The sequence below is a fragment of the Massilia sp. Dwa41.01b genome, from assembly GCF_014171775.1.
In the GTDB taxonomy this organism is placed as follows: Bacteria; Pseudomonadota; Gammaproteobacteria; order Burkholderiales; family Burkholderiaceae_D; genus Telluria.
In genome coordinates this window covers 3272512-3287766 of the sequence record NZ_CP050454.1, presented here as the reverse complement: position 1 = coordinate 3287766, position 15255 = coordinate 3272512, and the positions used below count along the sequence as shown (strand labels likewise).

The following is a 15255-nucleotide window of genomic DNA, read 5'->3' as shown; positions in this document are numbered from 1 at the left end:
ATACATGTCCATACCCTGCTGAAGCTTGATAAAATTGCCACCACGCATGCTCGTGGGGCTGTTTTCCACTAGTATAGACAAGTTGAATTCAATGGAAGAGCGAGCACTATGGTCGAGACTGCGGAACTCGTGCAGCTGATGCAGTCCAAGGATGCCGATTCATGGCGTCAGACCCTGTTCGGCCTGGCGCGCTCGCTCGGCTTCGAACAGGTGCTGTTCGCAGTGGTGCACTCGCGGCATACCCAGTTCGAGCAAGCTTTTCTACAAAGTAATTATTCGACTGAATGGCGCGATCATTACGACGCGGAGCGCCTGGCCTATGTCGATCCGACAGTTGGCCATTGCCTGACCAGTACCTTGCCCTTCATCTGGGAGCCGGAGACCTTTTCCACCGAGGAGGGACGGGCGCTATATGAAGATGCTTCCGGCTACGGGATCCGGACCGGGGTGACGCTGCCGATCCATGGTCCGAACGGGGAAGTGGGCATGCTCAGCCTGGCATCGGACGCCGCGCCAGGTGATGAATTTTCGCAGGAAGTCGCGCGCAACATGGGCTCCTTGTCCCTGATGCGCGATTATGCCTTTGCCTCGTCGCTGCCGTTTTCGCAGCAGCCGACGGGTGGGGAAGCGGTTCCGCGCCTGACCCGGCGCGAGCTCGAGGTGCTCAACTGGGTCATGGCAGGCAAGTCCTCGTGGGAGATCTCGATGATCACCCGGTGTTCGGAAGCGACCGTCAACTTTCACCTGGCTAACGTACGTCAGAAGTTCAACGTCAACACACGCCAGCAGGCGGTCGTCAAGGCGATCGCCCTCGGACTACTTACCCCTGAAGATCGCCATCGTTGAGCTTACCGTTCACGTACAGCTTCAACAGGATCGCGACTGGCTGCGGGATCGCCAGGCCGGTTTCAAAGCGGCTACCGCTCGATTGAGTCACGCCGAAACGGCCCCAGAACTTTTCCTGGCTCTCGCGTTTGCTGATGCGGAATTGACGCAGGTCGACGTGCGCCGGGCGCGGCGGCATCGGCATCATGGTCGGCTGTAAGCCTGGGCGGGCAAGCATGGATTCGCTGATGTAGTCGTTGGGCATGGCGTCTCTCCTGGTTATGCGGGTCAAAAACCTAGTATTCCACCGTAACCGTTTGTAGCCACCTAGCAAACCTGCTAGTTACTTTCCTGCCCGAATTGCATGAATCTTATGCCCAACGCATATTTTCTTGCGTCAATAACCAGGGAGAACAACATGGCACTGCAAATCGACATCGCAGCACGGCGCGAATTCAAGTCGCGTGACTTGTGGGAGATGCATGCGCTGCGCGCAAAAGTGTTCCAGGGCCGGCTCGGCTGGGAGGTCCCCGTGTTGTCAGGTATGGAAATCGACGGCTACGACGCGCTCGAACCGCACTACATGATGATGCGCGATTCGCGCGGCGGCATCTTGCGCGGCTGCTGGCGCCTGCTGCCGACCGAGGGCCCCTACATGCTGAAAGATTCGTTCCCGCAACTGTTGCATGGCCAGCAAGCCCCAAGCGACGAGCACATCTGGGAGCTGTCGCGCTTTGCCATCGAAACCGGCGGCAGCAACCATTTCGGCTTCTCGCAAATGACCATGGAATCCTTTGCCGCCATCTTGCGCTTCGGTCATGAACGCGGCATCGAACGCTATGTCACGGTCACCACCACCGCGATCGAGCGCCTGCTGCGCCGTGGCGGTATCGTCACCGAGCGTCTCGGCCCGCCGCTGGTCATCGGCGTCGAGACGGCAGTGGCCCTGTTCGTCGATATCGAAGCGACCTGCGAAGTACTATTCGACCACCGCCTGGCGAGCTGAAGAGGGCACGCGGCAGCCGCCCGCCGCCGGTTAGCGCCGTGTTCAGGGACGCGGCCTCAACTGGCGGGCGCCAGGTCCAGCCGCATCGCCTGCTCCATGCGCGCATCGCCCGGCCGCACCGGGAAGGGCGCGCCATGGTCACGGAATCCGGCGCGCTCGTAGAGCCGCCGGGCCGTGTCGTTTTCACTGAGTACGCCCAGCTGCATGGCGCGTGCGCCGGAGGGCGTGCCCAATCCACCGCGGCCTTCAGCAGGGCGGCCGCCGCGCCGTGGCCGCGGCTTTCCGGTGCCACCCACATCTGGAACAGGTTCACCAGCAGCGGATCGGCCGCGTCGAATGTGGCCCAGGCCAGGCCGACGGCGCTGCCATCGTATTCCGCCACCAGCGGCCGGTCCCGGTTCGAGGTAACGGCCAGGCCCGGGCGCCAGGCCCAGTCGGCATCCACGCGCGCCTCTTCTGCCGCCAGCGTGCTGCCGAAGGCGGCCGGCGCGTCCGCCAGCGCGCGCAGCCGCAGCGTCCGGTAGAGTGGCCACTCGTTGCTGGCGAGCGGACGTACCCTCACCATGTCGACGAGGGGAGGCGCCGGCGCGGCGGGCGGGGCTATGGTCACGGATTTCATGTCCTTCTATATATAGTGGGGGCGGCAAAGCCACGGAAGTTGCACCATGGCAGTTTCACGCCGATGATTCGCTACTTCAACTGCTTGCGCAGAAAGGTATAGGTCAGCGCCCACATACGCGCCTGCTGGGTATTGTTGGCTGCGCCGGCGTGCCCGCCCTCGGTGTTTTCCCAGTACAGCACCTGGTGCCCCTGGTCGCGCATCAGCGCCGCCATCTTGCGCGCATGGCCGGGGTGGACGCGGTCGTCGCGTGTCGAGGACGTGAACAGCACTGGCGGGTAGTGCTTGTCCTTGAAAACGTTCTGGTAGGGCGAGTACTTGCCGATGAATTCCCATTGGGCCGGGTCGTCAGGGTCGCCGTATTCGCCCATCCACGAGGCGCCGGCCAGCAGCTTGTGGTAGCGCCGCATGTCCAGCAGCGGCACCTGGCACACCACGGCATTGAACAGGTCCGGCCGCTGGGTCATGGCGGCGCCCACCAGCAGGCCGCCATTGCTGCCGCCCATGATGCCGAGGTGGCGTGGGCTCGTGATCTTGCGCTTGATGAGGTCCTTGGCCACCGCCAGGAAGTCGTCGAAAGCGCGCTGGCGATGTTCTTTGAGCGCGGCCTGGTGCCAGCGCGGGCCGAACTCGCCGCCGCCGCGGATGTTCGCCAGCACGTAGACGCCACCGCTTTCCAGCCAGCCCGCACCATCCATGCCGCTGTACGAGGGCGTGAGCGACACCTCGAAGCCGCCGTAGCCATAGAGCAGGGTGGGGTTGCGGCCGTCGCGTTTTGCGCGCCGGTCCATCACGACGAAATACGGGACCATCGTGCCGTCCTTCGACTTCGCCTCGAACTGCGACACGGCCAGGCGCGCGCCGTCGAACCAGGCTGGCATCGCTTTCAGCCGCTCGCGGCTGTCCTTGCCGACGCTGCCCAGGTAAAGCGTGGTCGGCGTCAGGAAACCGGTGACGGTCAAAAAGTAGTCGTTCGACTCGATCGGGTCGAAGGCCCAGACGCCCAGGCTGCCGACGTCCGGCGCCGCCACGTCGCGCCGCTGCCAGCTGCCACCCTCATGGCGCAGTTCGACGAGGCGGTTCTTGACCTTGTCGAGCACCGTCAGGAGCAGGGCGTCGCGCGTGACCGTCACGCCCTCGAGCGAGGTGGTGGCGGTCGGCGTGAACAGCATCTCGAAATCGCGTTCGCCGCGCATGAAGCGGGAAAAGTCGATCGCCAGCAGCGCGCCCTGCGGCCAGGTGCGCCCGCCGACCTGCCAGGTCGATCTCAACTCCATTAGTATCTGATCGCGCACCGCATAGGCGTTCGCGTCCAGCGGCTTGTCGACTTTGACGAGGCGATCGCCCTCGCGCAGGAACAGTTCGCTGCTGTAGAAGTCGATCTGGCGCGAGACGAATTCTCGCTCGAAGCCGGGCGTCATGTCCTTGTATGCCGACGCCGACAGGTCGCCGCCCTGGGCTTCGAAGACAGTCGTGGCCGCCGACAGCGGCGTTCCGCGCTTCCAGGCCTTGACGATGCGCGGGTAGCCCGAGCCGGTCATCGAACCCGGGCCGAAGTCGGTGCCGACGAACAGGGTGTCGGCATCGATCCAGCCGACCTCGCTCTTGGCTTCGGGCAGGGCGAAGCCGCCGGCGACCCAGGCGCGCCGTTCCAGGTCGAATTCACGCACGATGGCGGCATCGCCGCCGCCGCGCGAGAGCGACACCAGGCAGCGCGTCGCTTGCGGCTTGAGGCAGGTGGCGCCGGCCCACACCCAGTTCTCGTGTTCGTCGCGCGCGAGCGCATCGAGGTCGATCACGGTTTCCCACTGCGGCGCCGCCTTGCGGTATTCGGCCAGCGTGGTACGGCGCCAGATGCCGCGTTCATGGTCGGCATCGCGCCAGAAATTGTAGAGATACCCGCCCTCGCGGCTGACGTAGGGAATGCGCTCCCTGGCGTCGAGGATGGCCTGCAGGCGGGCGCGCAGCGCTTCCCCGTCAGGGCCGCCGAGCGCCTTTTCCGCCAGCGCGTTCTGTTCGCGCACCCAGGCCAGCGGGCGCTCGCCGCCCACGTCCTCGAGCCAGGCATACGGGTCGGGCAGAGGCTGGGTGCCAGCTGGCGCAGCCGCCATGCCATCCGCCAGTCCACCCGCCGCTGCCAGGCCAAGCAGTACTTTCGCCGCCGTTTTCCGCATCTTTTCTTCCTTACTGTCGAGCGCCCCAACGGCGAACCGATATCGTATATTATCAACAATCTTTCGTCTCTTACTGCACGGCAAAAAACGATGGCCCTGTCGATCACACGCAGCATCGGCGCCCTGGCGGGCATGCGCGGCACCACCCGTGTCGTGATGTGGGGCGCCGGCGTCTGGCTGGCGCTCCTGGTCGGCGCCATCCTGCACATGGCGGCCGGGCGCACCGTCGAGGAATCGGCGCGGCGCCGCTTCGATTACCAGGCGCGCGCCATCAAGGACGAACTGGCCGGTGTCATCACCTCGTACAACGAAGTCACGCGGGCGCTGGTGGCGATGTTCGCGGCCAGCGATAAGCCGGTCACGCGCCAGCAGTTCCACCGCTATGTTTCCGCGCTGGCGCTGCACGAGAATTACCCGGCGCTCGACGCCGTCGCCTACACCCATGAAGTGCCTGATGCCGAGCGCGACGCTTTCGAAGCGGCCGTGCGCGCCGACCGCAGCCTCGATCCGCGCGGCTATCCCGGCTTTTCGATCCAGCCTCCGGGACGGCGTCCCAGCTACGCCGTCCTCACCTACATCGAGCCGCCCAGCGCGCTGCCGGAAAAATTCGGGGTCGACATCACCGCCAACCCCGCCGTCGCCGAGGCGATGGCACGCGCCCGCGATTCCGGCGGCATGAGCGCCTCGGGCCAGCCGGTGCGGGTGGAGAACCCGACCCCGCATATCGCGCTGGGCATGCGCGCCCCGGTCTACCGCGGCGGCGTCACCCCGGCCACGCTCGCCGAGCGCCGCGCCGCCTATGTCGGCAGCGTCGGTATCGCGTTCTCGGTGCCGGCACTGGTCGAGCGCACGCTGGCCGGGCAGGCCGCCTCGCCGATCGCGCTGTCGCTGTTCTCCGCACCGCCGGGAGCGGCGCGCCAGGCAGGCGCGCCCGCCGCGCTGGCGCCAGCGCCGGCGGACCGCCTGCTGTACGGCGACGGGGGCCTGCGCACGCACCCGCTGGACGCGGCCACGCGCTTCGTCACGGTGCTGCCGGTCGATTTCGGCGGCACCCTGTGGAAGGCCCATTTCAGCGCGGCCAGGGAAGAGTTCTACCTGCCCTTCGAGCGCCGCTTCCCGCTGCTCGCCTTTATCGGCGGCTTCCTCGCCACCTTGCTGGTCTACAGCCTGTTCCTGTCGCTGTACTGGTCGCGCCGCGGCGCGATCGAGCAGCGCACCCTGCTCGACACGGTGCTCGACAACCTCGACGCCTTCGTCTTCATGAAGGACCGCGACCGGCGCTTTCGCTACGTGAATGCGAAGACCGCGCAGGCGCTGGGCGAGAGTGCCGAGCGCATCAACGGCCGCCTCGACCGCGAGGTGATGCCGCTGGGCGCAGCCGACGCCGCCTGGGAACGCGAGCGCGCCGTGTTCGACGGCCACCGCCGCGCGAGCCAGGTGGAAGTGCGGCTGGCCGACGGCACACCGCGCCAGCTGTGGGAAGTGAAGGTGCCGGTGCGCCTCGATGGCGGCGTCGGCGGCGTGCTGTGCGTGGCGACCGACGTCACCGAACTGCACCAGCTCAAGGCCCAGGCCGACGCCGCCAACCAGGCCAAGAGTAACTTCCTCTCGAACATGAGCCACGAGATCCGCACGCCGATGAACAGCATCATCGGCATGACCCACCTGGCGCTCAAGGGCGCGCTCGACCCCAAGCAGCGCGACTACCTGGAAAAGATCCATCACTCGGGCCAGCACCTGCTGGGCATCATCAACCACATCCTCGACTTTTCCAAGATCGAGGCCGGCCGCATGGAGCTCGAGCTGCTTGACTTCAAGCTCGATGCCCTGATGGGCAACCTCGAGACCCAGCTTGGCGAGGCGGCCGCCGCCAGGGGCTTGCGGCTCGAGTTCGACGTCGCCCGGAACTGGCGCGGCCGCTGCGCGGCGACCCACTGAGGCTCGAGCAGGTGCTGCTCAACTTCCTCGGCAACGCCATCAAGTTTTCCGAACGCGGCAGCATCGTCATCCGGGTGCGCGCGGTGCGTGCCTTCGGCCACGAGACGCTGGTGCGCTTCGAGGTGCGGGACCACGGTATCGGCATCGATCCCGCCGAGGTGGCGCAGCTGTTCACGCCTTTCCACCAGGCCGACCCTTCGACCACGCGGCGCTACGGCGGCACCGGACTGGGCCTGGTGATCAGCAAGCAGCTGGCCGAACTGATGGGCGGCGAAGTCGGCGTCGACAGCCAGCCAGGCCGCGGCAGCACCTTCTGGTTCACGGCGCGGCTGGGGCAAGGCGGCAGGCAGGAGAGCCGCCTTGCGCGCAAGCACGAGGACGGGCACGAGTCCAGGCTGGAACCGAAGCCGGAGCCGGACGCGCGCCCGTCGCGGCGCAGCGGCGCTTCCGGGTTGCCGGCCGTGCGCCTCGACGGCAAGACCATCCTGCTGGTCGAGGACAATGTCTTCAGCCAGCAGGTCGGGTGCGAACTGCTCCAAGGCGTGGGCGCGAGCGTCGTCGTGGCGGGCAACGGCAGCGAGGCGATCGAGCGCATGCGCGAGCGGCGCTTCGACTGCGTGCTGATGGATGTGCAGATGCCGGTGATGGACGGCTTCGAGGCCACGCGCCGCGTCCGGGCCGACGAGGGCCTGCGCCACACCGTCGTCATCGCCATGACGGCCAATGCCGGCGTCGAGGACCAGCGTCGCTGCATGGAGGCGGGCATGGACGACTTCCTGACCAAGCCGGTCGCCCCTGAGCTGCTGGCGACGACGATCCTGCGCGTGCTGGCACGGGTGGGAACGCGCCAGGAGCAGGGCGTGGCCGCATCGGCATCGGCAGCGGCAAGCACGCCGGACCCGGTGCCGGCCGTGGCACCGGCCGCCGCTCGCACCGTCAGCGCGCCGACGCCGCCCGCCGACAGCCCGGCCGCGCCGCCGACGGCCGCCGGCATGCCGCTCCTCGACGTCCAGGTGCTGGCCGCCACCTTCGGCCACGACCCCGACAAGATGCGCAAGTTCGCCTTCATGTTCCTCGACAGCGTACGCGAAGGCATGGCCGAGATCGACATCGCGCTGGCCTCGAACGACCTGGCGCGTGCCGGCGCCGTCGCGCACCGCCTGAAATCGTCGGCGCGCGGTCGGGGCGATGGGCTTTGCCGAGGTCTGCTCCGAACTCGAACGCCAGCACGAGCGCGGCGCCCTGGCCCCGGGGCGTGCGCTTGGAGCGCGTCTGCGCAGCATCTTTGCGCGGCTCGATCGGCAAGTGGCAGCAGAACTTGGTGCGCGCGCCACGGACTCGCGCTGAGCGAAGCGGGTATCGAAGGCCAGCCTTTCGCCGCGCCGGCAAAAAGAGTATCCTGTTGCGCCTGAGCTCCACCACCACGACCGATCCACCTACCTCCCCCGATGCCTTCCCCGATCACCCCCGGCTTGCTGATTTTGCACGGCAACCAGATGGAAATGCTGCGCGCCGCCGTATTCGACTGGCTGCGCACGCATCCCCTCGGTCCCCTCGAGCAGGAAACCATCCTGGTGCAGTCGAACGGGTTCGCCGAGTGGCTCAAGATTGCCCTGGCGCGCGACCTGGGCGTGTGCGCCGCCACCCGCGTGGCCTTGCCGGGCCGCTTCCTGTGGGAGGCCTATCGCGCAATGCTGGGGCGCGAGCGTGTTCCGGCACGCTCGCCCTTCGACAAGGATCCGCTCACCTGGCGCCTGATGCGCCTGTTGCCCACGCTGCTGCGCGAGCCGGCCTTTGCGCCGCTCACGCACTTCCTCGGCGACGGCTGCCCGGAACGGCGCCTGCAACTGGCCGAGCGCCTGGCCGACCTGTTCGACCAGTACCAGGTGTACCGCGCCGACTGGCTCACCGACTGGGAGATCGGACGCGACCAGCTGCGCCGCGCGGGCGGCGACCCCGTACCGCTCGAGCCGGACCAGGTCTGGCAGGCGCACCTGTGGCGTGCCGTGCACGAGAGCGTGCCGCCCATGCAGCGCGGCCTCGGGCGCGCCGCGATCCACGAGGTGTTCGTCACCAGGATCCTGTCCGGCGACCCGCCCGCCGGGCGCCTGCCGCGCCGCGTCGTGCTGTTCGGGATGTCGGCGCTGCCTTACCAGACGCTGCAGGCGATCGCCGCGCTGGCGCGCCACACCCGGTGCTGCTGGCCGTGCCGAATCCCTGCCAGTTCTACTGGGGCGACATCATCGAAGGGCGCGAGCTGCTGAAAGCTGCGCACAAGCGCCAGCCGGCGCGCGACGGCGTCGACCTGGCCAGCGTACCGATCGAGGCCCTGCACGCCCACACCCACCCGTTGCTGGCGAGCTGGGGCCGCCAGGGCCGCGACTTCGTGCGCATGCTCGACGAATTCGACAACGAAGAGGTCAGGCCGGAAGATGCCGAAAACGGCACCACCCGCCTGCGCATCGACCTGTTCTCCGAGGGGCCGGGCGAGACCCTGCTGGCCCGGTGCAGGCCGCCGTGCGCGACCTGCTGCCGCTGAACGAGCATCCGCAGGAGCCGCCGGCGCCGGACGACCATTCGATCGCCTTCCACGTCACCCACAGCACCCAGCGCGAAGTCGAGGTGCTGCACGACCAGCTGCTGTCGTGGTTCGCCGCGGACCCGAGCCTGCGCCCGCGCGACATCGTCGTGATGGTGCCCGACATCGACACCTTCTCGGCCGCGATCCACGCCGTCTTCGACCAGCACCGCAAGAACGACCCGCGCCACATCCCGTTCCAGATCGGCGACACGCGCGACCGCAGCGTCAATCCGCTGCTGGTCGCGCTCGAGTGGCTGCTGCGTTTGCCGCAGCAGCGCTGCCGCCAGAGCGAGGTGCGCGACCTGCTCGACGTGCCGGCGCTGGCCGCGCGCTTCGGTATCCACGACGACGACCTGCACACCCTCGGCCAGTGGATCGACGGCGCCGGCGTGCGCTGGGGCCTGGATGGCGAACACCGCGCCGGGCTCGGCCTGGGCGCGGCCGGCGAACAGAATGCCTGGATCTTCGGCGTGCGGCGCATGCTGCTCGGTTACGCCAGCGGCGCCGGTGCCCGCTTCGGCGATATCGAACCGTATGGCGAGGTCGGCGGGCTCGATGCCGCCCTGGCCGGCTCGCTGGCCCAGCTGGTCGAGTGCCTGCTGGCCTGGCGCGCACGCCTGGCCGAGGCGCGCACCCCTGCCGAGTGGGGCGTCGAGGCACGGTCCCTGCTGGCCGCCTTTTTCGACGGCCGCGAGGAGGGCGACCGTCTGACGCTGGCGCAGCTGAACGAAGCCCTGCAATGCTGGCTCGAGATGACGGAATCGGGCGGCTTCGACGAGCCGGTGCCGCTTGCGGTGCTGCGCGAAGCCTGGCTGTCGCAGATCGACCAGCCGACCCTGAACCACCAGTTCGTCTCGGGCGGCGTCACCTTCTGCACCCTGATGCCGATGCGCGCCGTGCCTTTCCGCGCCGTCTGCCTGCTCGGCATGAACGACGGCGACTTCCCGCGCCGCACGCCCCAGGCCGACTTCGACCTGCTGGCGCTGCCCGGCATGAGCCGCCCGGGCGACCGTTCGCGCCGCGACGACGACCGCTACCTGATGCTGGAAGCCCTGCTGGCCGCGCGCGACAGGCTGTACGTGAGCTGGGTCGGACGCAACGTGCGCGACAACAGCGAGCAGCCTGCCTCGGTGCTGGTGGCGCAGCTGCGCGACTACCTGCGCGCCGGCTGGAAGCTCGACCTGTCCACCATCACGACCGAGCACGCGCTGCAGCCCTTCAGCCGCCGCTATTTCGAGCAAGGTGGGCTGCGCACCTACGCGCGCGAATGGCGCGCGGCGCACGGCCAGGGCGAACGGGCAAGGGAGGCCGACGCCTTGCCCCCGTATGAACTCGAGCCGGGCTACCGCCTGACCCTGGCCGAACTGGCCAGCTTCATGAAGCAGCCGGCACGCTACTTCTTCCGCCGCCGCCTGGCCGTGATGTTCAACGAGACCGAAGTGATCGGCGAGGACGAGGAGCCGTTCGCGTTCGACGGACTCGAACGCTACGGCCTGGAAGACAGCCTGCTCGACGACGGCGGCGTGATCGAGGAACTCGATGCGGTGCGCCAGGTACTGCAGGCGCGTGCCGAACGGCTCGCGCGCGAAGGCGCCTTGCCCATCGGGCTGATCGGACAGCACTGGCAGGAGCAGCTGGTCAAGGACCTGGTGCCGGTGCGGGAGGCCTGGCTGCGGCTATGCGCCGACTTTCCGGATGCGGCGCCGAAGCTGGACCTGAAGCTGGCGTTCGATGCCGTCACGCTGGAAGACTGGATCGACCGCCTGCGCAGCAATGGCGCGCAGACCGCCTGGCTGGCGCAAACCTCGTCGAAAGTGCTGGACAAGGAAGGCGCGCCCTGTGGCGACAAGCTGATCGACGCCTGGCTGCGCCAGCTCGCTGCCAGCGCCGCCGGTGTCGAACTGACCGGCTACCTGGTGGCGCGCGACGCGCTGGTGACGATGCAGCCGATCGAACAAAGCGAGGCGCTGGCCGTGCTCGCGCAGCTCGCCGCGCTCTGGCGCCGCAACCTGGACCAGCCGCTGCCGGTCGCCTGCAGGACGGCGCTCGTCCAGCTGGCGGCGGAAGAGCCGCCTCCGGCCGATGGGCGCAAGGGCAAGCCGAAAAAGCTCAGCCCGCGCAAGACCTACGAGGGCCAGTACAAATTCCCCGGCGAGGTCCAGCGCGAGCCCTGCCTGGCGCGCCTGTGGCCCGATTTCGCCGCTCTTGGCGCGGCCGACCCGGGCGGCGTCGTGGCACGCGAAGTCTATGGTCCGCTGCTGGCGTGGATGCGTGCGCACGTCGAGGTCGAGTCACATACGGGAACGGATGCAACAGGAACGGATGCATGAGCCAGCTACTTGATCCCCTCGACTTCCCGCTGCACGGCTCGCGCCTGATCGAGGCCAGCGCCGGCACCGGCAAGACCTGGACCATCGCGGCCCTCTACCTGCGCCTGGTGCTGGGCCACGGCTTTGATGCCGCCTTCGCAAAGCCCCTGCTGCCCTCGGACATCCTGGTGATGACCTTCACCCGCGCCGCCACGCGCGAACTGTCGAACCGCGTGCGCGAGCGCCTGGTCCAGGCAGCCGCGTACTTCCGCGGACAAAGCGAAGGGGGCGATCCGTTCTGGAAAGCCTGGCGCAGGGCTATGCCGGCGAGGGCGAGCGCCAGGTCGCGGCGCACCGCCTGATGCTGGCCGCGGAAACGATGGACGAAGCGGCGATCTTCACGATCGACGCCTGGTGCCAGCGCATGCTGCGCGAACACGCCTTCGACAGCGGCAGCCTGTTCGACGAGGAACTCGTCAGCGACGAGCGCGCGCTGTTCGACGACGCGGCGCACGATTACTGGCGCCAGCATGTCTACCCCCTGAACAGCACGTCCCTGGCCATGGTGCTGGGTTGCTGGCGCGATGTCGGTGCGCTCAAGAATGCGCTGCGCGCCCGGTGGGGCGCGTGTCCGTGCTCGGCGCACATGAAACCGAGCCGCTCGCGGCGGTGCTTGCGCGCATCGACGGCAAGCAGCGCGCCGAGCTGGCCCGCCTGAAAGAGGGCTGGGTCGAGCGCGTCGAACAGATGCAGGCCTGGCTCGCGGCGCAGCGCGAGCGCAATCGAAATGCCTCAGCGCCGGCAAACTCAAGCCGGAATCCGAGGCCGAATGGTTCGCGGCCCTGGGTGCCTGGGCGCGCGATCCGGACAGCAGGGAGCTCAAGCTCAAGGGCACGGGATGGACGCGCCTGACGGTCGAGGGCATCGAGGACGCCTTCAACAAGGGCTGCGCCGTGCCGGTGCCCGATTGCTTCGCCGGTACCGCGCCGCTCAAGGCCGGGCTCGACGCGATGGAACCGGTCAAGCATGCGCTGGTGCGCCATGCCGCCACCCATATCGCCGCCCGCATCGCGGAACTCAAGGCGCGCAACCGGCAGTTCGGTTTTGCCGACATGCTCGCGCGCCTGAAGGACGCGCTCGAAGGCCCGAATGGCGAGGCCTTGCGCCGTCGTATCGTGCTGCAGTACCCGATCGCCATGGTCGACGAGTTCCAGGACACCTCGCCCGAGCAGTACCGCATCTTCGACCTGCTGTACCGGGTGGCGGACAACGATGCCGCCACCGGCCTGTTCCTGATCGGCGATCCGAAACAGTCGATCTATGGCTTCCGCGGCGCCGACATCCACAGCTATCTGGCGGCGCGGCGCGCCACCGAGGGGCGCCACTACCAGCTCGGCACCAACTACCGGTCCACCGCGGCGCTGGTGGAAGCGGTCAACCAGCTCTTCGCCCATGCCGAGGGGACGAAGGGGCAGGGCGGGCATCCGGCCGGCGCCTTCCGCTTCCGGCGCGGCGAGGTCAACCCGCTGCCCTTCGAGCCGGTGGCGGCGGCCGGCCACAAGGCCCGGCTGGTCGGCGTGGCCGGCCCCTACCAGGCGCTGACCCTGTGCGCGTCCGAACGCGACGACCTGGGCTCGGACGAGTACCGTGACTTCCTTGCCCAGCACTGCGCGGAACACATCGTTACCCTGCTCAACGACGAAGGGGTCGGCTTCGAAGCGCCCGCGGCGGGCGGCGGTACCCGCTTCACCCGCCTGATACCGGCCGATATCGCCATCCTCGTGCGCGACCGCAAGGAAGCGGCGGCGATCCGCCGTGCACTGGAGCGGCGCAAGGTCAGGAGCGTCTACCTGTCCGACAAGGACTCGGTGGTCGAGAGCGACGAGGCGCGCGACGTGCTGCGCTGGCTGCATGCGGTTGCCAATCCGCTCGACGGCGTGCTGGTGCGCGCCGCCCTCGCCACGCGCACGGCCGGCCTGCCGCTGGAGGAACTGGCACGCCTGACGGCCGACGAAGCCGCGTGGGAAGAGCGCGTCGAGCAGCTCAAGAACCTGCACGCCTGCTGGCAGCGCCAGGGCGTGCTGGCGATGCTGCGCCGCTTCATCCACGAGCTGGAGCTGCCAGCGCGCCTGCTCGACGAAGCCGGCGGCGAGCGCCGCCTGACGAACCTGCTGCACCTGGCCGAACTGCTGCAGGAAGCGAGCCGCCACCTCGACGGCGAAGGTGCGCTGATCCGCTGGTTCGCCGAGCAGATCGAGGGCCTGGGCGAAGGCGGGGACGAGCTGGTGCTGCGCCTGGAAAGCGACGCCGAGCTGGTGAAAGTCATCACGGTGCACAAGTCGAAGGGGCTGGAGTACCCGCTGGTCTACCTGCCCTTCGCGGTCACGGCGCGCAAGACCGAGCGCAAGATGGCGTCCTTCTTCGAATTCGCGCACGAGGACGGCAAGCGCCAGATTGACCTGGCCCTGTCCGACGAAGCCCTGGCGGCGGTCGACCGCGCGCGCCTGGACGAGGACCTGCGCCTGCTCTACGTGGCCCTGACGCGCGCGCGCCACTTCCTGTGGCTGGGGGTGGCTGCCCTGAGCAACCGCGGCTCGACCAAGAGCAACCTCCTGCACGAGTCGGCACTGGGCTACCTGGCGACCGGCGGCACCCCGGTGCCCGCCAGCGCGCTGGCCGAGCACCTCGACCGGCTGCGCGGCGGCTGCCAGGACATCGCCCTGCACACGCTCCCCCCACTGGACGGCTGCACGATGCTCGATCGCGCCGAGCAGCATGCGCCCCCGGTGGCGCCGGCGCCTTTCGATGCCGACTTCGAGCGCAACTGGTCGGTCGGGTCGTTCACGTCGATCACCCGCCACACCCAGCAGACGCCGATGCGCGCGGCCGAGGAGACCCTGTTCGAGGAAGCGCAGGTGCTGCCCGATCCGCCGAAGGTCGAAGACGCGCCCGGCACCGTTTCCCGCGCGGCTCGGTACCGGGCAACTTCCTGCACGAGCAGCTCGAATGGATCGGCCAGGAAGGCTTCGACATCATCCATGATCCGAACTTCGATGCGCGCCTGGCGCAGCGCTGCGAACGCGCAGGCTGGGGCCACCGCAGCGAGGACACCGTTGCCTGGCTGCGCACGGTGGTGGGCACGCCGCTGCCGCCGCTGGGTGCGCGCCTGAGCGATATCGAGAACACCGTGCCGGAAATGGAATTCTGGTTCCCCAGCGACGAACTGGCGCTGGGCGCGCTCGACCGCCTGTGCCGCCGCCGCCTGCTCGGCAACACGCCGCGTCCGACCCTGCCCGAGCGCGCGCTGCACGGCATGCTCAAGGGTTTCGCCGACCTGGTGTTCGAGTACGAAGGCCGTTACTGGGTGCTGGACTACAAGTCGAACGCGCTGGGCAGCGGCGACGCGGCCTATACGAAGCGCGCGATGGAAGAGGGCATGGCCGGCCATCGCTACGACATCCAGGGCGCGATCTACATGCTGGCGCTGCACCGGCTGCTCAAGAGCCGCCTGGGCGACGCCTACGATCCGGCGCAGCAGCTGGGCGGCGCGATCTTCCTGTTCCTGCGCGGGATCGCCAACCCGGCCACCCACGGCTGCTGCCTGCTCGAACCCGATATCGAACTGCTCGATGGCCTCGACCAACTGCTCGCTCACGACCACCCATGAAACACGATAATCCAGTGACGGCGTCGGCCGACGCCTTGTGGCAAGAAGCGGCCCGGCTTACCGAGGCCGGCGAGCTGCGCCGCCTGTCGACCGCCTTTGCGTTTCGTCGCCTCGCTCGGGCCCGTGGCGCCGCCCG

At 68.4% G+C, this 15255-nt stretch carries 10 protein-coding genes and 3 pseudogenes; 9 read left to right on the top strand and 4 right to left on the bottom strand.

Features of this window, described 5'->3' with window-relative positions; translation table 11 throughout:
- Positions 1-108: 108 nt before the first annotated feature.
- The gene (locus tag G4G28_RS15055; protein WP_229425094.1) at positions 109-846 is read left to right on the top strand and encodes a LuxR family transcriptional regulator; all 738 of its coding nucleotides are present in this window, start codon (positions 109-111) and stop codon (positions 844-846) included.
- Here G4G28_RS15055 and G4G28_RS15050 read toward each other — a convergent pair.
- Entirely contained in the window at positions 821-1033 is a 213-nt protein-coding gene (locus G4G28_RS15050; protein WP_229425635.1) for a helix-turn-helix transcriptional regulator, read from the bottom strand. The genes G4G28_RS15055 and G4G28_RS15050 overlap by 26 nt on opposite strands.
- 210 nt (positions 1034-1243) lie before the next feature.
- Here G4G28_RS15050 and G4G28_RS15045 point away from each other — a divergent pair, with 210 nt between their 5' ends.
- On the top strand, positions 1244-1831 hold the full coding sequence (locus tag G4G28_RS15045) for an acyl-homoserine-lactone synthase (RefSeq protein ID WP_182988890.1): 588 nt from the start codon (positions 1244-1246) through the stop codon (positions 1829-1831).
- 56 nt (positions 1832-1887) lie between these two features.
- Here G4G28_RS15045 and G4G28_RS26445 read toward each other — a convergent pair whose 3' ends face one another.
- From G4G28_RS26445 to G4G28_RS15035, 3 genes and pseudogenes are all read right to left on the bottom strand, one after another.
- On the bottom strand, positions 1888-2037 hold the full coding sequence (locus tag G4G28_RS26445; protein WP_229508127.1) for a hypothetical protein: 150 nt from the start codon (positions 2035-2037) through the stop codon (positions 1888-1890).
- 68 nt (positions 2038-2105) lie between these two features.
- Positions 2106-2396 (bottom strand): annotated as a pseudogene (locus G4G28_RS26440) (GNAT family N-acetyltransferase); the annotation flags it as partial.
- A 125-nt stretch (positions 2397-2521) separates the two neighbouring features.
- Positions 2522-4624 (bottom strand): prolyl oligopeptidase family protein, encoded by a 2103-nt coding sequence (locus tag G4G28_RS15035; protein WP_374011259.1) that lies wholly within the window; start codon positions 4622-4624, stop codon positions 2522-2524.
- Between the two features lie 90 nt (positions 4625-4714).
- Here G4G28_RS15035 and G4G28_RS26435 point away from each other — a divergent pair, with 90 nt between their 5' ends.
- The 7 genes and pseudogenes from G4G28_RS26435 (at position 4715) to G4G28_RS29345 (ending at position 15119) form a co-directional block, all read left to right on the top strand.
- Entirely contained in the window at positions 4715-6562 is a 1848-nt protein-coding gene (locus tag G4G28_RS26435; RefSeq protein ID WP_229507655.1) for a CHASE domain-containing protein, read from the top strand.
- Positions 6563-6573: 11 nt separating this feature from the next.
- A complete protein-coding gene (locus G4G28_RS26430; RefSeq protein ID WP_229507654.1) occupies positions 6574-7974 on the top strand; it encodes an ATP-binding protein in 1401 nt (466 codons plus the stop codon).
- Between the two features lie 36 nt (positions 7975-8010).
- A pseudogene (gene recC, locus G4G28_RS15025) lies at positions 8011-11473 on the top strand (exodeoxyribonuclease V subunit gamma).
- Complete coding sequence (locus G4G28_RS28435; RefSeq protein WP_308600711.1) at positions 11470-11814, top strand: UvrD-helicase domain-containing protein; 345 nt, start codon at positions 11470-11472, stop codon at positions 11812-11814. The pseudogene recC and the gene G4G28_RS28435 overlap by 4 nt, the downstream one beginning before the upstream one ends.
- The gene (locus G4G28_RS28430) at positions 11814-12170 is read left to right on the top strand and encodes a hypothetical protein (protein WP_308600710.1); all 357 of its coding nucleotides are present in this window, start codon (positions 11814-11816) and stop codon (positions 12168-12170) included. The genes G4G28_RS28435 and G4G28_RS28430 overlap by 1 nt, the downstream gene beginning before the upstream one ends.
- Positions 12171-12462: 292 nt before the next feature.
- A pseudogene (locus G4G28_RS28425) lies at positions 12463-13959 on the top strand (UvrD-helicase domain-containing protein); the annotation flags it as partial.
- A gap of 53 nt (positions 13960-14012) precedes the next feature.
- Positions 14013-15119, top strand: a complete 1107-nt coding sequence (locus G4G28_RS29345; protein ID WP_374039806.1) for a PD-(D/E)XK nuclease family protein — start codon at positions 14013-14015, stop codon at positions 15117-15119.
- The last annotated feature ends 136 nt before the right edge of the window (positions 15120-15255 follow it).